Origin of the sequence: Flavonifractor sp. An306, from assembly GCF_002159455.1 — a bacterium.
Classification (GTDB): Bacteria; Bacillota; Clostridia; order Oscillospirales; family Oscillospiraceae; genus Flavonifractor.
The window spans coordinates 1-17,094 of the sequence record NZ_NFIQ01000010.1 but is presented as its reverse complement, the minus strand read 5'-3'; the positions used below and the strand labels follow the sequence as shown (position 1 = coordinate 17,094).

The window sequence follows — 17,094 nt, the reverse complement described above, 5'->3', positions numbered from 1 at the left end:
TTGGGAAAGTTGTTGGAAAACCTGTTTTGTCTCGGCTTAGTAGGTGCTGCAATAGCACTAATCTTTGCCTTAATTCAGGCAAAGAAGGTATTAGGCTTCTCAGAAGGCAATGAACTCATGCAAAAGCTGGCCGCTTCCATTCGTAAAGGAGCCAACGCCTACCTTAAGCGCCAGTATACGACCGTCGCAAAGATCTTTATTATTGTCTTCGTTATTTTGCTCCTTTTGGCCTGGCAAGGCATGCTGGATAACTGGTTTATCCCCTTCGCTTTCCTCACTGGCGGCATTTATTCCGGTCTGGCCGGTTTCATCGGCATGAAGATCGCCACCTCCGCCAACGCCCGTACCGCCAACGCGGCCCACGAAAGTCTGAACCGGGGGCTGAATGTAGCCTTCTCCTCCGGCGCCGTCATGGGCTTCACTGTGGTGGGCCTGGGCCTGCTGGACGTGTCCATCTGGTTCCACATTCTGAAGTACATCGCCGGCTTTGAGGCCGCCAAGATTGCCCAGACCATGGTTATGTTCGGCATGGGCGCCTCCTTTATGGCGCTCTTCGGCCGCGTGGGCGGCGGCATCTTCACCAAGGCCGCCGACGTGGGCGCCGACCTTGTGGGCAAGGTGGAGGCCGGCATCCCCGAGGACGACCCCCGCAACCCCGCCACCATCGCTGACAACGTGGGCGACAACGTGGGCGACGTGGCCGGCATGGGCGCCGACCTGTATGAGTCCTACGTTGGTTCCATTCTGGCCACCTTCGCCCTGGGCGCCGCCGCCTACGGCAGCGAGAACCTGACCTGGAACGCTATGCTGCTGCCCCTGGTCATCGCCGTGGTGGGCGTGGTGTGCTCCGTGCTGGGCACCTTCCTGATCCGCACCCGTGAGGACGCCACCCAGAAATCTCTGCTGGCTACCCTCCGCAAGGGCACCTATACCGCCGCCGTGCTGGCCGCCATCATCGGCGCCCCGGTGACCTACTTCATCATGGGCTCCTGGGGCCCCTACATCGCCATCCTGGCGGGCCTGGTGGCCGGCTGTGCCATCGGCTATTTCACCGAGTACTACACCTCCGACACCTATAAGCCCACCCAGAACCTGGCCGACTCCACCGAAACCGGCGCCGCCACCACCATTATCGGCGGTATCTCTCTGGGTATGCTGTCCACCGCCGCTCCCATCATCATCATCGGCATCGCCATTATCGTCTCTTTCCTGGCCGCGGGCGGTTCCCTGGCCACCAGCGGCGAGAATTACAGCGCCCTGTTCAGCAAGGGCCTGTACGGCATCGGTATCGCCGCCGTTGGCATGCTGTCCACCCTGGGCATCACCCTGGCTACCGACGCTTACGGCCCTGTGGCCGACAACGCCGGCGGCATTGCCGAGATGAGCGGCCTGGGCGAGGAGGTCCGCAACCGCACCGACGCCCTGGACTCCCTGGGCAACACCACCGCCGCCACCGGCAAGGGCTTCGCCATCGGCTCCGCCGCCCTGACCGCCCTGGCCCTGCTGGTCTCCTATGTGGATGTGGTCAAGGTCCGCATGGATCACGCCCCCGATCTGTCCCTTACCAACCCCGCCGTGCTGGTGGGCCTGTTTGTGGGCGCCATGCTCACCTTCGTCTTTGCCGCCCTGACCATGAGCGGCGTGCAGCGGGCTGCCCAGTCCATCGTGGTGGAGGTCCGCCGCCAGTTCCGTGAGATCTCCGGCATCATGGAAGGCAAGGCCGATCCCGACTACGCCTCCTGCGTGGACCTGTGCACCAAGGGTGCCCTCCACGAGATGGTGGTCCCCTCCCTGCTGGCCATTATCGTCCCCGTCATCACCGGCCTGATCCTGGGCGCCGAGGCCGTCGTGGGTCTGCTGGGCGGCGTTACCGTTACCGGCTTTGTGGTGGCCGTGTTCATGTCCAACGCCGGCGGCGCCTGGGACAACGCCAAGAAGTACATTGAGAGCGGCAAGCACGGCGGCAAGGGCTCCGATTGCCACAAGGCCGCCGTCATCGGCGACACCGTGGGCGACCCCTTCAAGGACACCTCCGGTCCCTCTCTGAACATCCTGATCAAGCTGTGCTCCACCGTTTCCATCGTGTTCTCCGGCCTGATCACCGCGTTCCACCTGTTCTAAGCACGCACTAAAGCACTCAGCCCATCTTGTAAGGGATGGGTTGAGTGCCTTTCTTCCATACGAATAAAAACAACGAGGTCCTGTACCCATCGGGTACAGGACCTCGCAATGTGTTTGATTAGTAATACTTCTTGCGGTTCTTGCGGGCGGCCTCAGACTTCTTGCGGCGCTTGACGCTCGGGCTCTCATAGTGCTCACGCTTGCGAACCTCGGCCAGCACACCAGACTTGGCGCAGCTGCGCTTGAAACGCTTCAGCGCGTTCTCCAAGGACTCGCCGTCCTTCACATGGACTTCCGACATTGATTTCCCCTCCCTCCGAAGCGGCGGGGTTCCACCGCCAAAGGGCCACATAGATATGGCTTTAACAGAACCATTGTATTCTATTATGACCCAAATGTCAAGAGTGGATTTGGATTTCCGCTATTCTTACTTGGCAATCAGGTTGACCAGCTTGTTGGGCACCAGAATGGTCTTGACCAGCTTCTTGCCCTCGGTAAACTTCTGCACCTTAGGATCGGCCAGGGCGGCGGCCACCACGGCGGCCTCGTCGCTGTCCATGGGCACAGTGATGGTGGAGCGCAGCTTGCCGGACACCTGGACGGCCATCTGCACCTCGGCGGCCACGGTCTTGCTCTCATCATAGGCGGGCCAGCTCTGCTGGCAGGCCATGCCCTCGCCGGCAAAGCCCAGGGTCTCCCACAGTTCCTCCACCATATGGGGGGCGAAGGGGGACAGAAGCAGCAGCAGGGTCTTATACTCTCCCTTGGAGCAGCCGTTGGCGTAGAAGTCGTTGACCAGCGCCATGAGAGCGGCAATGGCGGTGTTGAACTTCATGGCCTCGATATCGTCGGCCACCTTCTTGATGGCCTTGTGAATGGCGCTCTCGTTGGCGGCGGTGTAGTCCAGGCTGTCGGTCAGGTTCTCGGACAGATTCCACACCCGGTCCAGGAATCGCTTGCAGCCCTTCACCGCGTTGTCGCTCCAGGAGGCGGCCTTCTCAAAGTCGCCGATAAACATGATATAGGTGCGCATGGTGTCCGCGCCGTACTGGGCCACCACATCGTTGGGATTGACCACGTTGCCCCGGCTCTTGGACATCTTCTCGCCGCCCTCGCCCAGGATCATGCCGTGGGAGGTGCGTTTCTGATAGGGCTCCTTGGTGGGCACCACGCCGATGTCGTAGAGGAACTTGTGCCAGAACCGGCTGTACAGCAGGTGGAGGGTGGTGTGCTCCATGCCGCCGTTATACCAGTCCACGGGGGACCAGTAGTCCAGAGCCTCCTTGGAGGCCAGGGCCTTGTCGTTGTGGGGGTCCATATAACGCAGGAAGTACCAGCTGGAGCCCGCCCACTGGGGCATGGTGTCGGTCTCCCGCTTGGCGGGGCCGCCGCAGCAGGGGCAGGTGGTATTCACCCAGTCGGTCATCTTGGAGAGGGGGCTCTCGCCGTCGTCGGTGGGCTCGTAGGAGTCCACGTCGGGGAGCAGCAGGGGCAGCTGATCCTCGGGCAGGGGCTGCCAGCCGCACTTGTCGCACCACACCATGGGGATGGGCTCGCCCCAGTACCGCTGACGGGAGAACACCCAGTCCCGGAGCTTATAGTTCACCTTGGCCTTGCCGATACCCTTCTCCTCCAGCCACTTGGTAATAACGGGAATGGCGTCCTTCACGGTGAGGCCGTTGAGGAAGTCGGAGTTGACCAGGATGCCGGTCTCGTCCTTGGCGGTAAAGGCGGCCTTCTGCACGTCCTCCCCGCCGGAGACCACCTCAATGATCTCACAGCCGAATTTCTTGGCAAACTCCCAGTCACGGTCGTCGTGGGCAGGCACGGCCATGATGGCGCCGGTGCCGTAGGTGGCCAGCACGTAGTCGGAGATGAAAATGGGGATCTCCTTGCCGTTGACGGGATTGATACCCTTCACGCCATCCAGGCACACGCCGGTCTTTTCCTTGTTCAGCTCGGTGCGCTCCAGGTCGGACTTGGAGGCGGCGGCGGCCTGGTAGGCCTGCACCTCGCCGGCGTTCTGGAGCTTGCCGCCCTCCAGCCATCCCTTTACCAGGGCGTGCTCGGGAGAGAGGACCATATAGGTGGCGCCGAACAGGGTGTCGGGCCGGGTGGTGAACACCACGATGTCCTCCCCGGTGGTGGCCTTGAAGGTGACCTCCGCGCCGGTGGAACGGCCGATCCAGTTCTTCTGCTGGGTCTTGACCCGCTCGATGAAGTCCAGGTCGTCCAAATCGTCAATGAGCCGCTGGGCGTACTCGGTGATCTTCAGCATCCACTGAGACTTCTCCTTGCGGATGACAGGAGAGCCGCAGCGCTCACACACGCCCTCCACCACTTCCTCGTTGGCCAGCACGCACTTACAGGAGGTACACCAGTTGACGGGCATGGTGGTCTTGTAGGCCAGGCCGTGCTTGTACAGCTGGAGGAAGATCCACTGGGTCCACTTGTAGTAGCTGGGGTCGGTGGTGTTGATCACCCGGTCCCAGTCAAAGGAGTAGCCCAGCATATGCAGCTGCCGGGTGAAGTTCTCGATGTTGTCGTGGGTCACCTTGGCGGGGTGGATGTGGTTTTTGATGGCGTAGTTCTCGGTGGGCAGGCCGAAGGCGTCGTAGCCCATGGGGAACAGCACATTATAGCCGTTCATCCGGCGCTTGCGGGCCACCACGTCCATGGCGGTGTAGGGCCGGGTGTGGCCCACATGCAGGCCCTGCCCGGAGGGATAGGGGAACTCCACCAGGGCGTAGAACTTGGGCTTGTCGCTGTGCTCCTCACAGTGGAAGGTGTTCTCTTCCACCCACTTTTTCTGCCACTTGGGTTCGATGGCGGCAAAATCGTACTTCAAATCTCTCACGCTTTCCTTATTGAAGTCCTCGTTTCTGCAAAAAAACGGGCGATTATCCAATCTAAGATATTATAATGGAAAGATATCGGGATTGCAAGTATTCCGGCGGAAAAAGAGCGCCGGACGGCATGACCGTCCGGCGCTCTGTCTGGTTTCAGTTTTCCGTCAGCACTTCGCTCAGGTCCACGGGGGTGGCGTCGCTCCACAGGCGCTCCAGGTCGTAGAACTTCCGGGCCTCCTCGTTGAAGATGTGGACCACCACCGAGGAAAAGTCCAGCAGGATCCAGGTGCCGCCCCGGTGACCCTCCACATGGTGGGGGGGCTCTCCGGCGTCCTTGAGCATCTTCTCACAGACGTCGGCCAGGGCCTTGATCTGGGTGGTGGAGGTGGCAGAGCACAGCACGAAGTAGTCGGCCAGGGTGGTCAGATGGCCGGTCTCCAGCACCTTGATATCCTGCCCCTTCTTGCTGTCCAGCGCTTTTACCGCAGCGAAGGCAATCTCTTTAGGCGTCATTTACAATTCTCCTTTAAGCCACAGGCTCCATGCCCGGGCCGTATTCAATATTTCCACCAGGTGTCGCAGCAGGCGTGGGTACGGGCGTGGGTACGGGCGTGGGTACGGGGTCCGGTGTAAACACCGGCGTGGCAGTGGGGGGGACCTCCGGTGTGGGCGTGGCCGCCGGGCTCTGACCGGGTTCACCGCTGGCCGCCGGGCTGGAGGACGGCTGGGCGCTGGCGGAAGCCTCCGGGCTTTGGCTGGGGGCGGCGGAAATCTCTGGGCTGGCCACGGGGGTCTCGGAGGGCGCCGGCGTTTCGGTCACAGCCGGTTTTGGGGTGCTGCTGGGCCTGCTGCTCCCCCCGGAGTTGGCTTTGGTGTCCTCCACCACTCCCCGGGTAGAGGACAGGGTACCGTCAGAGTTGACCGACATCAGATCCAACTCCTCCAGCTTGATGTCCTCCAGGTAGGGGTTGAGGTAAGTGTTCACCAGCTCCAACAGCTCATCCTGAATGGGAACCACATAGGACTGGTCGTCCTTGTAGGTCCGGCTATAGACATAGACCCCTTTGTTGGGCATGGTCATAAAGTTTACATTGTCCATGCTAAGTCCGCCTACAATGGCCTCCTGGGCAAACCAGGCCAAATTGTTCACTGTGAGGTTCTCGCTGGTCTCCACATTCTCCATGAAGATGTTCACCATCTTGGGAATGGTGTTGAGGCTGATGCTGTTGAGGCACTTTTCAATGACCGCCTTCAAAAAGGCCTGCTGGGTCTCAATCCGGCCCAGGTCGCCGTTAGGGTAGCCGCCGTAGATCACATTTTGCCCGTTGACCATCTTGTTGTTCTTCCGCCAGCGCAGCAACTGCATGGCCTCGTCTCCGTTAATGTCCTGGGGCCCGGCATCCAGGTGGATATACAGATCCTGGGTGGGATCCTCGTAGTCCATGTCGATGGGAACGTCAAAATAGACCCCGCCAATGGCGTCTACCAGCTCTCCCACCGCTTCCCACTCCACTACAATGGTGTAATCTGGCTGGAAGCCCACTAGGTAGGAGACCTCCTCCCGGAGAAACTCGATGCCGTCCTTATCATAATAGGGCGCGTAGTTGTATACCGAATTGATCCGCTTCAGATCCCAGGGTACATTTACCATGGTATCCCGGGGGATGGACATGGCGTTGAGCTCCTGATTTTTTACATCGTAGGCAACCACCATGAGGGTATCGGTATTGCCGCCGCCGCCGGTGTCACGCCCAATCAGCAGGAAGGTATAAAACTCATCCTTTCGGTCTCCGTACAGTCGGGGCCCCTCTCCAAAGTCATACTCCACCGCCCCGCTCTCAGTGGGCGGCGGGGTGACCCCCGGCTCCTCCGGCTTGACTACCAACAGCTTGTATATGATAGCCGCTGCCACGATGATGGCTGCAATAACGGTCAGCACAATAAAAAGGATGCGCAGGATCTTCTGCTTTCGGGTAAGATGAGGCCTGGATCGCTTTTTCCGCCCGGAGGGGCGGGAGGCAGATTCTTTCTTTTCCAGCCGGGCGCCGCCCTGGGTACTGTTTCTCTGTTCTGGATTCATGCCGTCATGGTTCCTTTCCGCTTGATTTGCTCCTCAACCAATCCCTGGCCCGCACCGTATTGGGGTGGACGGGCAGCCCTCTGTCCTTCATCTCCTGAATGCTCATTTCACACCCTGCCAGCACCGCCTGGTCCAGGTCCTGATAGGCCAGCGTACGCAGGCGCTCCACCCCGGGGAAGTCCCGGTTGGGCTCCATGTAGTCGGCAATGTAGAGGATCTTTTCCAGCAGGGTCATATCCGCCTTGCCGGTGGTATGCCAGAAGATGGCCTCATACACATCGTCGCTCACCCCATACACATCCCGGGCCACACACGCGCCCGTTTTGGCGTGGAGGAGCTTGACCGCCTGCTGCTCCAAATCATCCAGTACGATACCATATTTTCTGCACAACTGCAACTGTTCTTCCATGGTCAAATATTTGGTACAGTCGTGTAGAATGGCGCCCCGGCGGGCCTTTTCCTCATCGGCGCCCCACCGCTGGGCCAGGCGCACCGCCTCCTCCTCCGTGCCCTGCACATGGGCGATCCGCTTGGCCCGGATCATGGAATAGGAGCAGGCCCGCAGCTCCCGGTCAGGCAGCTGCTTCAGGTCGTAATGGACGCCATACAGCCCCTGGCGGATGATGTAGCCGTACACCGCCGGGGACAAATACGCCTGCCCCTTGCCCTGGGCCAGCAGCTCCCGTAGCTGGGTGGAGGACACGTCCACAATGTGGGGCAGCTGGAGCACGCAGGTCCGGGCCCCGAAGGTCTCTTGCAGATACCTGGCCTGGGTCTCCAGCAATTCCCCGCTGTCCGACTGGGTGCGGGCAAAGGTGCAGATCCCCGCCAGGCGGGTGATAACCTCCGGCTCCCGCCAGTTCTGCAGGGTGAGGAACATGTCCGTCCCCATCAGCAGCCACAGCTCCGCCTCAGGATCAGCGGCCTGGAGCTGCTCCAGGGTGTCGGCGGTATAGCTCTTGCCGGGGCGGTGGAGCTCCATACCGCTGACGCTCACCTTTTTGGGCAGCAGCAGCCCGTCCGCCGCCAGCTCCACCATCTCCAGCCGCTGTTCGGCGCTGGGACCGCCCTCCGGCAGGGTCTTATGAGGGGGCGCGGCCGCCGGGACAAACTCCAGCCGGTCCAGGTTCAGGGCATCCAGGGCGAACTGGGCCGCCGCCAGATGTCCCAGGTGAGGGGGATTGAAGGTACCGCCGTAAATGCCCAGCTTCATGCTAAGACCTCCCCGTTTTAATCCCGTTTCTTGGATGCCGCCAAAACGATCCGGTCCTTCTTATCCTTACGATGGGTTGGACGATATAACACGAATTTTGTTCCGATTACCTGCACCACCTCGCTGCGGGTGGCTTTGGCCAGCTCCTCCGCCGCCTCCCGGCTGGTGAGCAGACAGTTCTCCAGCACCTTGCCCTTGATGAGCTCCCGGGCCTCCAGGGCGTCGTCCGCCTGCTTGACCAGGTTGGGGCCGATACCGTCCTTTCCGATGTGTACGATGGTGTCGATGCCGTTGGCCAGGCTCCGCAGCTGGGAGCGCTGTTTACTGGTTAAGTCCATTGAAATAGCTCTCCAATTCCGTTTTGAATTTTTTCAGAGCGTTGCCCCGGTGGGAGATGGCGTTTTTCTCCTCGGGGGTGAGCTCCGCAAAGGTCTTTTTCAGGCCGGGCAGGAAAAACACCGGGTCGTAGCCGAAGCCGCCCATCCCCTTGGGGGCGTAGGCGATGGTGCCGGGGCACTCCCCCCTGGCCTCCACCCTGTCCCCGTTGGGGAAGCAGCAGCAGATGCAGGAGACGAATTTCCCCCGCCGATCCAGCTGGCCCCGCAGGTTCTCCAGCAGCAGCTGATACCGTCCCACGTCGTCCAGCTCCGGGCCGCCATACCGGGCAGAATACACGCCGGGAGCCCCGTTGAGGGCGTCCACGCACAGGCCGGAGTCGTCGGCAATGGCGGGCAGGCCGGAGGCCTCCATCACGGCGTGGGCCTTCAGATAGGCGTTCTCTTCAAAGGTAGTGCCGGTCTCCTCCACGTCCACATCCACGCCTACGTCGGACTCCAGCACCACCTCCACCCCCAGCTGGGAGAGGATGTCCTTCATCTCCACCAGCTTATGGGCGTTTTTGCTGGCCAATACCATTTTCATACGCTCAACCTCCCAGAACCGCCCGCTGAATGGCCTGCACTTCCCGGATACCCTTGGCGCACAGGTCCACCAGAGCCTGCTGCTCGGCAATGGTGAAGGTCCGGCCCTCGCCGGTGCCCTGGAGCTCCACCAGCTCCCCCTCCCCTGTCATGACGCAGTTCAGGTCCACCTGGGCGGCGGAGTCCTCCTCATAGCACAGGTCCAGCAGAAGCTGGTCGTCCACAATGCCGGCGGAAATGGCGGCCACACAGGTCTTGAGGGGCATGCTCTCCAGCACGCCCTCCTCCACCAGCTTATAGAGCGCCAGGCTCAGGGCTACAAAGCCGCCGGTGACGCTGGCGGTGCGGGTGCCGCCGTCCCCCTGGAGCACGTCGCAGTCCACGGTGATGGTGCGCTCCCCCAGCTTTTTCATGTCCACGCAGGCCCGGAGGGAACGGCCCACCAGCCGCTGGATCTCCGCGGAGCGGGGGGACAGCTTCAGCTTGGCAATGTCCCGCTTGGACCGCTCCCGGTTGGCCCGTGGCAGCATGGAGTACTCGGCGGTGACCCAGCCCTCCCCCTCGGGGACGTGGGGCGGGGTGCGCTCCTCCACGCTGGCGCAGCACAGCACCTGGGTATTGCCGCAGCGGATCAGGCAGGAGCCCTCCGCGAATTTGTTGAAATGGGGAATGATCTCTATGGGCCGCAGCTGATCGTTGGCCCGTCCGTCAATTCTTGCCATGTCAGATAACCTCCCTTAAATCAGCGCTTCCACAAAGGCCTCGGCCTCAAAGGGCATCAGATCGTCGATGCCCTCCCCCACGCCGATGTACTTCACCGGTACCTGGAGCTCCTGGGCAATGGCCACCACGATGCCTCCCTTGGCGGAGCCGTCCAGCTTGGTGAGGACGATGCCGGTGATACCGGCGGCCTCCTTGAACTGCTTGGCTTGAATGAGACCGTTCTGGCCGGTGGTGGCGTCCAGCACCAGCAGGGTCTCCCGGTCGCAGTCGGGCAGCTCCCGGTCCACCACCCGGCTGATCTTGTTCAGCTCGTTCATCAAGTTCTGCTTGTTGTGGAGCCGCCCGGCGGTGTCGATGAGGATCACGTCGCTCCCCCGGGCCTTGGCGGCGGTAAGGGCGTCAAACACCACGGCGGCGGGATCTGCCCCCTCGTGCTGCCGCACCAGGTCCACTCCGGCCCGGCCGCTCCAGATCTCCAGCTGGTCAGCGGCGGCGGCCCGGAAGGTGTCGGCGGCGGCCATCAGCACCCGCTTGCCCTCCCCCTTCATGCGGGAGGCCAGCTTGCCGATGGTGGTGGTCTTGCCCACCCCGTTCACCCCGATGAACAGGGCCACGGAGGGGGTGGTGGTGAGGTGAAGCTCCGGCTCACCCACCTGGAGCATATCGGTGAGCACCCGCCGCAGGCAGGCCCGGGCGGAGTCCATGTCCTTGATCTTCTCCTCCTTCACCCGGCGGCGGAGCTCCTCCACCGCTTTCAGGGTGGTATCCACCCCCATGTCTCCCAAAATCAGGGTCTCCTCCAGCTCGTCGTAGAAGTCATCGTTCAGCTCCCCGGCAAACAGCTGGTCAAAAGAGTGTCCGATGTTTTCTTTGGTGCGGGTCAGCCCCGCCTTGATCTTTTCAAAAAAGCCCATGTGGTCTGATTCCTTTCCGCCGGACAGCCTTAGCCCCGGCGCTATTTGATATGCAGCTCTTTCTCCACATCGTTCAGGTTGATGGTCAGCAGGCGGCTGATGCCCTGCTCCTGCATGGTGACGCCGTACAGCACGTCGGCCTCCTCCATGGTGCCCCGGCGGTGGGTGATGACGATAAACTGGGTCTTGTCCGCCATCTGACGCATGTAGCGGGCAAAGCGCACCACGTTGGCGTCGTCCAGGGCGGCCTCGATCTCATCCATCACCACGAAGGGGGTGGGCCGCACCTTGAGAATGGCGAAGTACAGGGCGATGGCCACGAAGGCCTTCTCCCCGCCGGAGAGCAGGGAGAGAATTTTCAAAGCCTTGCCCGGGGGCTGGACCTTGATCTCGATGCCGCAGTTCAGGATGTCGTCCGGGTCCTCCAGCTCCAGGTTGGCCTTGCCCCCCTGGAACAGCTCCTGGAAGGTGTGCTGGAAGGACTCGTTGAGCAGGGCGAACTGGGCGGAAAAGATGTTGCGCATCTCCTCGGTGATCCCGGCGATGATCTCCTCCAGCTCCTTCTTGGAGCGGGTCACATCGTCCCGCTGGTCGGTGAGGTAGGTGTACCGCTCGTTGACCCGCTCGAACTCCTCGATGGCGTCCAGGTTGATATTGCCCAGGGAGGAGATGGCGGATTTCAGCTCGCCCACCCGGCGCTGTGCCTTGGGCACGCTCTCCAGCTCCACCCGCTGGGCCCGGGCCGCCTCATGGGACAGCTCGTAGGTCTCCCACAGCTTGTCCAGCAGGTTCTTCTCCTCCAGGTCGGCGGCGGCCTTCTTCTGTTCTAAGACGGAGACCTCCCGCTGTAAGTTGAGCAATTCGCTATTTTTTTCCCGGGCCTGTTTATCGGCCTGGTTCCGCCTGGCCTCCAAGGCCAGCTTTTCCTCGTTAATGCGGCCGATGGCCCCCTGCCGGTCCTCGTTTTCCCGGCGGAGGGTCTGGAGCTGGCGCTCCTTCTCCCGGATCTCCGCCTCCAGCCCGGCGTTTTTCTCCACAAACTCCGCCAGCATCTTCTGCCGCTCCGCCCGGTCGCCGGTCAGGTCGGCTTTCAGCGCCTCCAGCTCGTCCAGGGACTTGTTGGAGGCCTGCTCCTCCGCCTCCAGGGCGGCCAGGCGCATATTCAGCTCAGCAATGGCCTCGCCGATGGCGGCCGCCTGCTCCTGCATGGCGGCCTGGCCCTGGGCCTTGCCCTCGACCTCCGCCCGCAGAGCCGCGGCGGCGCCCTCCAGCTCCTGGATCCGCTGCCGGGCGGCCTGGATATCGGTCTCGGTCTGGGCAGAACGGGCCTGGACCTGGCGCAGCTCCTCCTGCTGCTGGTCCCGCCGGCCCTCGGCCTGGACAAGCTGGCTGTCCAGATGCCCCAGCCGCTCTTTGAGCTGGAGGATGTCGTCCTCATGCCGCCGCTGCTGGCTCTGGGCGGTCTCCAGCTCGTAGGCGGCGGCCGCGGCCTCCCGCCGGGCCTCCTCCATGGCGTGGGCGGCGGCGGTCAGCTGCTCGGTCACCCCCGCCGCCTGCTGGTGCAGCCGCTCCAGCTCATTGGCCCGGCTGAGGATGCCCGCGCTGCGGGACACCGAGCCGCCGGTCATGGAGCCGCCTGGGTTGAGCACCTGGCCGTCCAGGGTGACAATTTTAAAGCGGTAACCGTATTTCCGCGCCATGGCGATGGCCCTGTCCAGATCCTCGGCCACCACCGTGCGGCCCAGCAGATTGGAAAAGACCCGCTCGTACCGGGCGTCGAACTGGATGAGCTCGTTGCCCAGGCCCACAAAGCCGGGCTCCTGCCGCACCCCCTGGTCCCGGAAGTCGGAGGGACGCATGGAGGTCAGGGGCAGGAAGGTGCTCCGGCCGCCGTCCCGCCGCTTCAGATACTGGATGGCGGCCTTGCCGTCCTCCTCCCGCTCCACCACGATATGCTGCATGGCGCCGCCCAGGGCGGTCTCGATGGCCACGGTACAGGCGTCCGGCACGTGGAGCAGCCCGGCCACCGGGCCGTGGATCCCCTTCAGCTGCCCCTTCTTGGCCTCCCCCATCACCAGCTTTACTGCTTTGGAGTAGCCCTCATACATTTTTTCCATTTCGGAGAGCATATGGACCCGGGAGCGGATGGCGTTCTCCTCCATCTGGAGCTTCACATGGCGCTCCTCCGCCTCCTTGGCCTTTCTCTGCCGGGACTCCACCCGCAGGGTGTAGCCGTTGAGCATGTTCTGCAGGGCGTCCCGGTCCTCCTGGGCCTTGTCCAGGGCGGCGGCGGCCTCCTGCCGGGCGGCTCTTACGCTGTCCAGGGCCTCCTCCCCGGCGGCCAGCTCCTGCCGCAGGCTCTCGTCCCGGTCCAGCAGCTCCTGCTCGGCGGCAGCCAGGGCGGAGAGGAGGGCCTTGGCATCGGCGGCGGAGGCGTGCTCCACCGACTCCTTCTGCCGCAGCTGCTCCAGCTCACCGGCCAGTTGGCCGGCGGAGCGGACGGCATCCTGGGCCTCCCCCTGCCGGCGCTCCAGCTGGTCCTGAAGCTGGGCGCGCTGTCCGGCCAGCTCCTCCAGCCTCTGGCGGCGCTCGTCGATCTGGGCGGCCACCGAGCCCGCCCGGCCCTCCTGCTGATCCAGCTCCCGCTGGATGCGGTCCCGGTTCTCCAGATTGTTCTGGATGTTGGCTCTCAGCACGGCAATGGCGTTTTCCAGGCCGTTGGCGTCGGCCTGCTTTTGCATCATCTGAAAGCGGACGCCCTCGGCCTCCACGTCCTTGTCCCGCATTTTGGCGGAAAAGTCCTCCGCGGCGGCGTAGAACTGTTCTACCGCCTTTTGGGCCTCCTCCCGCTGCCGGACGGCGTTTTCATAGTCGGACATGGTCTTGATATTCCCCGCCCGCAGCTTTTCCAGCTGATCCAGCCACAGGGAGATCTCCAAACTCCGCAGCTCGTCCCGGAGGAGCAAAAACCGTCTTGCTTTCTCGCTCTGGTTCCGCAGAGGCTCCACCTGGAGCTCCAGCTCGTCGATCTTGTCGGTGATGCGCACCAGGTTTTCCTGGGTGCGCTCCAGCTTGCGCTCGGCCTCCTCCTTCCGGTGGCGGAACCGGGAGATGCCGGCGGCCTCCTCAAAGACCTCCCGCCGGTCCCCGCTTTTGACCGACAGGATCTCGTCGATGCGGCCCTGTCCAATGATGGAATAGCCCTCCCGGCCCAGGCCGGTGTCCATGAACAGCTCGTTCACGTCCTTGAGCCGGACGGAGCGGCGGTTGATGTAATACTCGCTCTCCCCGGAGCGGAAGTACCGGCGGGTGACCATCACCTCGCTCTCCTCCATGGGGAACAGGTGGTCGGCGTTGTCCAATACCAGGGAGACCTCGGCAAAACCCTGCTGCTTGCGCAGGGCGGTGCCGCCGAAGATCACGTCCTCCATCTTGCCTCCCCGGAGGGCCTTGGTGGACTGTTCCCCCAGAACCCAGCGGATGGCGTCGGAAATATTTGATTTTCCGCTGCCGTTGGGCCCCACGATGGCGGTGATATCCTCCCCGAAGGAGAGCACCGTCTTATCCGGAAAGGACTTGAACCCCTGGATCTCCAGCGCCTTAAGGTACATAAGCACACCTCTTTCTTTCCATAACCTTCTATCCCCTTTATTTCAAGGGGTTCCAGGCTTTTTGTGCTTACATAACCCCTTACAGATTTCTATAACTTTTCAGTGTAGTGGTGTAAATCCTGGTGCAAAATGGTGTTGGCTGCGGCAAAATGGTGTAAACCTATATGACCTTGATTTTGCCTTCCAGGCTTTGAAAACTTGCGATCTTTCTGGACTCGGTTGCCTCATTATAGACATCCATCGTTGTCCGAATATTTCTATGGCCCATCACATCTTGGATTATCTTGAGATCTTTTTCATTTTCGCAGAACCTTGTGCAGAAAGTGTGGCGCAATATGTGGGCACTGAACTTTGGTAAATAACACGGTTCTCTGTTTTCTTGCTCGGCTTTGAAGTACTCTTCCCTATTAAATGCACTCGTGATGTTTTGTATGGCATCGAACACATACGCCGGAGTAAAAAACCTTACCATGACTATTGAGGAAAATAAAACCGGTGTATTCTCCAATAGAGAAGGGCTCTAAATTGGGGTTTCTTCTCTTCGCCTTTTCAGCCAAAAGCGCTTCTTTCACTTCTGATAGCATCGGGATAACTCTTAGACCCGCTTTTGTCTTTGGCTCAGAGATTCGGTACCGATATCCCCCATTTTCGCTTTGCTTATATAATAGGGTGTGATTTACACTGATGAGCTTTTTTTCGAAATCGCAGTCACACCATCTAAGTCCAAGTGCTTCACCTATCCGCATACCAGTTCCAAGAAGAACAGTGAATAGTGTACCGAGGCGACAATAAATCCGCGACTGATAAACATACTCAATCAATTTTGCCTGTTCTTCTTCCGTTAAAGCGTGACGCTTTTCCTGTTCAACCAGCAACATCTTACGCAAGCTTTTCAAAACATTCGCTGCAGGATTCACACGAATAAGATTGTCCATTACAGCGCTCTCAAACATTTGGTACAGTATGGAATGGACACTTTGAACCGTACTTGCCTTGAGGCCAAGATCTTGGACCATATGCATATACAATCTCTGAATGTCAGAAAACTTGACACTCCGAATTTTACGTCCGCCAAGTTCATCCCGAACCTGCTTGTCGTATAAGCAAATGTAATTACATCTTGTGGTTTCCTTGAGGTCAGTGCGTAAGTCCATAAAGGATTTGAACAGCGCGTTAACAGTTATTGTGTTTGCTTCACCGGCACGTATACCATCCTCAAGATCTCTCTGGATCTGTCTTTCAATATCTCGAAGGGCCATCACGCATTTCTTACCCTCCGGAACCTTATCAGTACTGACCAGTTTCCAACTATATACCGCTTTCCGTTTTCCATCCGGATCGGTATATCGGAACATATACATACCGTCTCGCCTTTGCACCTCCCCATTTCTAAGGATTCTACCTTTGCTGTCTTTTCGTTTGCTTGGCATAGTAATTCCCCTTCTATCATGAGAAAAGGAATCTGATATAGCATTTTATTCTACCACATCAGATACTACTTTTCAAGATTCAACCTATTTCCGGTAACTCTGGCGAGATTTCATCACATTTTTCATAATGAATTCTACTCAATTAGATTTTTTACGGAAATTACCAGTACACCAGTTACAGTTTGCTATATAACAAAACAGTCTGGCCACGGCTCAAGCCATGTCCAGACCTCCTTTTGTTTGCTTACAATGTATCGACATCTTCCAAATACTTTTCAAACTTTTTTCGCTTAATCAGCCTTTTTGTTCCTATCCAAATAACAAATCCACAGTCCGGGTTGCTGGTTATCTCTCGCAACTTATTTGTCCCAATTCCAAAGTAGGCAGCCGCCTCTTCAATCGTCAAATTGGCCTTCTCCCAAATTGGTACCGCTTGCTTTTCCATTTCCTCAACTCCTTTTTGTAAAAGTCAAAAGAAAAGCAGCGGGCGGCGGTTGGCTAGGCCGCTCCGCGAGACTTACTCCCCGAGCTATTGGCACTTCCCGCAACCTGCGACGGATTGGCTACCGCTCGGATCACGGCCAAAGCGACGTATCATGATTAACGAGTATGGGTCATGGCCTCCAAGCCGCCACAGCTTGTCTGCACACAGCATCCGGCTCCCCCTGTCCTCCCTTCTCTGTTCGGGATCATGGCCCGGTCTGCTTGTGCGGCTCTCCATACACGCAACGTACCCGCTGCTGATATGAGGCGCGGCACACCTTTTTTTCAAGGTGCAGTAGGATGCCTTCCTGGAAGACCATTTCGTCTTCACCTCATTCCCCGTTTTCCGCCAGCAGTTTTGCCACAAAAAACAGCCCCACGCTGTTTGAAAGCGTAGGGCTGCCCACATTTACTGGTCGAATATAGTGAGATTGTCGAGCATATCGTCCAGATCCTTCTGATTAAGTACGGTTGGAGCCACCTGCTCCACCTGCTTTTCCTGCTGGATCTGGAACTTCATGCTGTCCTTGAGCCTTTCTACCGAGGCGTCAATCATTTGCTGGATCTTTGCTAGGGCTTGTTTGAAAAATAAAAGTTGCACAAAAGGAGCAGATATGCGAAACTAGAGGTATGAAATGCTCTGAATTAACAACAGAACAATGGGAACGTGTCAAACCTCTTCTGCCGCCGGAAGAAACAGGGAAGCGAGGCCGCCCCCGTAAGGACAACCGGACGATGCTGAACGGGATG

The 17,094-nt window shown here is 59.8% G+C and carries 16 protein-coding genes; 2 read left to right on the top strand and 14 right to left on the bottom strand.

Annotation, left to right across the window (positions count from 1 at the left end; genetic code table 11):
- The first annotated feature begins 12 nt into the window (after nt 1-12).
- Complete coding sequence (locus tag B5F88_RS03680) at nt 13-2,121, top strand: sodium-translocating pyrophosphatase (protein ID WP_087341836.1); 2,109 nt, start codon at nt 13-15, stop codon at nt 2,119-2,121.
- Between the two features lie 118 nt (nt 2,122-2,239).
- Here B5F88_RS03680 and rpsU read toward each other — a convergent pair whose 3' ends face one another.
- The 14 genes from rpsU to B5F88_RS20600 form a co-directional block, all read right to left on the bottom strand.
- Entirely contained in the window at nt 2,240-2,422 is a 183-nt protein-coding gene (gene rpsU / locus B5F88_RS03675) for a 30S ribosomal protein S21 (protein ID WP_009259223.1), read from the bottom strand.
- Between the two features lie 126 nt (nt 2,423-2,548).
- On the bottom strand, nt 2,549-4,969 hold the full coding sequence (gene leuS, locus B5F88_RS03670) for a leucine--tRNA ligase (protein WP_087341732.1): 2,421 nt from the start codon (nt 4,967-4,969) through the stop codon (nt 2,549-2,551).
- A 154-nt stretch (nt 4,970-5,123) separates the two neighbouring features.
- The gene (gene rsfS, locus B5F88_RS03665; RefSeq protein ID WP_087341730.1) at nt 5,124-5,483 is read right to left on the bottom strand and encodes a ribosome silencing factor; all 360 of its coding nucleotides are present in this window, start codon (nt 5,481-5,483) and stop codon (nt 5,124-5,126) included.
- A gap of 13 nt (nt 5,484-5,496) precedes the next feature.
- Nucleotides 5,497-7,050, bottom strand: a complete 1,554-nt coding sequence (locus B5F88_RS03660) for an LCP family protein (protein WP_087341728.1) — start codon at nt 7,048-7,050, stop codon at nt 5,497-5,499.
- 4 nt (nt 7,051-7,054) lie between these two features.
- Complete coding sequence (yqeK, locus tag B5F88_RS03655) at nt 7,055-8,263, bottom strand: bis(5'-nucleosyl)-tetraphosphatase (symmetrical) YqeK (RefSeq protein WP_087341727.1); 1,209 nt, start codon at nt 8,261-8,263, stop codon at nt 7,055-7,057.
- Between the two features lie 17 nt (nt 8,264-8,280).
- A complete protein-coding gene (yhbY, locus tag B5F88_RS03650) occupies nt 8,281-8,601 on the bottom strand; it encodes a ribosome assembly RNA-binding protein YhbY (RefSeq protein ID WP_087341834.1) in 321 nt (106 codons plus the stop codon).
- The gene (locus tag B5F88_RS03645; protein ID WP_087341725.1) at nt 8,585-9,184 is read right to left on the bottom strand and encodes an XTP/dITP diphosphatase; all 600 of its coding nucleotides are present in this window, start codon (nt 9,182-9,184) and stop codon (nt 8,585-8,587) included. The genes yhbY and B5F88_RS03645 overlap by 17 nt, the downstream gene beginning before the upstream one ends.
- A 4-nt stretch (nt 9,185-9,188) precedes the next feature.
- Nucleotides 9,189-9,905: a ribonuclease PH gene (rph, locus tag B5F88_RS03640; protein ID WP_087341723.1), complete on the bottom strand. Its 717-nt coding sequence runs from the start codon at nt 9,903-9,905 to the stop codon at nt 9,189-9,191.
- Nucleotides 9,906-9,920: 15 nt separating this feature from the next.
- On the bottom strand, nt 9,921-10,820 hold the full coding sequence (gene ftsY, locus B5F88_RS03635) for a signal recognition particle-docking protein FtsY (protein ID WP_087341721.1): 900 nt from the start codon (nt 10,818-10,820) through the stop codon (nt 9,921-9,923).
- Nucleotides 10,821-10,861: 41 nt separating this feature from the next.
- A complete protein-coding gene (gene smc, locus B5F88_RS03630; RefSeq protein ID WP_087341719.1) occupies nt 10,862-14,431 on the bottom strand; it encodes a chromosome segregation protein SMC in 3,570 nt (1,189 codons plus the stop codon).
- Between the two features lie 160 nt (nt 14,432-14,591).
- Nucleotides 14,592-14,903, bottom strand: coding sequence for a tyrosine-type recombinase/integrase (locus B5F88_RS21720; protein ID WP_275532908.1), 312 nt, complete (start codon nt 14,901-14,903; stop codon nt 14,592-14,594).
- Entirely contained in the window at nt 14,839-15,861 is a 1,023-nt protein-coding gene (locus tag B5F88_RS21295; protein ID WP_275532907.1) for an integrase DNA-binding domain-containing protein, read from the bottom strand. The genes B5F88_RS21720 and B5F88_RS21295 overlap by 65 nt, the downstream gene beginning before the upstream one ends.
- A gap of 244 nt (nt 15,862-16,105) precedes the next feature.
- Nucleotides 16,106-16,306, bottom strand: a complete 201-nt coding sequence (locus tag B5F88_RS03615) for an excisionase (RefSeq protein WP_087187674.1) — start codon at nt 16,304-16,306, stop codon at nt 16,106-16,108.
- Between the two features lie 447 nt (nt 16,307-16,753).
- Nucleotides 16,754-16,900: a hypothetical protein gene (locus tag B5F88_RS20600; protein WP_162612104.1), complete on the bottom strand. Its 147-nt coding sequence runs from the start codon at nt 16,898-16,900 to the stop codon at nt 16,754-16,756.
- 74 nt (nt 16,901-16,974) lie between these two features.
- Here B5F88_RS20600 and B5F88_RS21930 point away from each other — a divergent pair.
- A partial coding sequence (locus tag B5F88_RS21930) for a transposase (protein ID WP_140402052.1) occupies nt 16,975-17,094 on the top strand: 120 nt, incomplete at its 3' end.

Excerpts from the sequence above, each read along its gene's own strand:
- B5F88_RS20600 (WP_162612104.1), bottom strand. The coding sequence starts at position 16,900 with ATGATTGACGCCTCGGTAGAAAGGCTCAAGGACAGCATGAAGTTCCAG.
- smc (WP_087341719.1), bottom strand. The coding sequence starts at position 14,431 with ATGTACCTTAAGGCGCTGGAGATCCAGGGGTTCAAGTCCTTTCCGGAT.
- rph (WP_087341723.1), bottom strand. The coding sequence starts at position 9,905 with ATGGCAAGAATTGACGGACGGGCCAACGATCAGCTGCGGCCCATAGAG.
- rpsU (WP_009259223.1), bottom strand. The coding sequence starts at position 2,422 with ATGTCGGAAGTCCATGTGAAGGACGGCGAGTCCTTGGAGAACGCGCTG.
- B5F88_RS03645 (WP_087341725.1), bottom strand. The coding sequence starts at position 9,184 with ATGAAAATGGTATTGGCCAGCAAAAACGCCCATAAGCTGGTGGAGATG.
- B5F88_RS03615 (WP_087187674.1), bottom strand. The coding sequence starts at position 16,306 with ATGGAAAAGCAAGCGGTACCAATTTGGGAGAAGGCCAATTTGACGATT.
- ftsY (WP_087341721.1), bottom strand. The coding sequence starts at position 10,820 with ATGGGCTTTTTTGAAAAGATCAAGGCGGGGCTGACCCGCACCAAAGAA.
- B5F88_RS21720 (WP_275532908.1), bottom strand. The coding sequence starts at position 14,903 with ATGGTAAGGTTTTTTACTCCGGCGTATGTGTTCGATGCCATACAAAAC.
- yqeK (WP_087341727.1), bottom strand. The coding sequence starts at position 8,263 with ATGAAGCTGGGCATTTACGGCGGTACCTTCAATCCCCCTCACCTGGGA.
- B5F88_RS21295 (WP_275532907.1), bottom strand. The coding sequence starts at position 15,861 with ATGCCAAGCAAACGAAAAGACAGCAAAGGTAGAATCCTTAGAAATGGG.
- rsfS (WP_087341730.1), bottom strand. The coding sequence starts at position 5,483 with ATGACGCCTAAAGAGATTGCCTTCGCTGCGGTAAAAGCGCTGGACAGC.
- yhbY (WP_087341834.1), bottom strand. The coding sequence starts at position 8,601 with ATGGACTTAACCAGTAAACAGCGCTCCCAGCTGCGGAGCCTGGCCAAC.
- B5F88_RS03660 (WP_087341728.1), bottom strand. The coding sequence starts at position 7,050 with ATGAATCCAGAACAGAGAAACAGTACCCAGGGCGGCGCCCGGCTGGAA.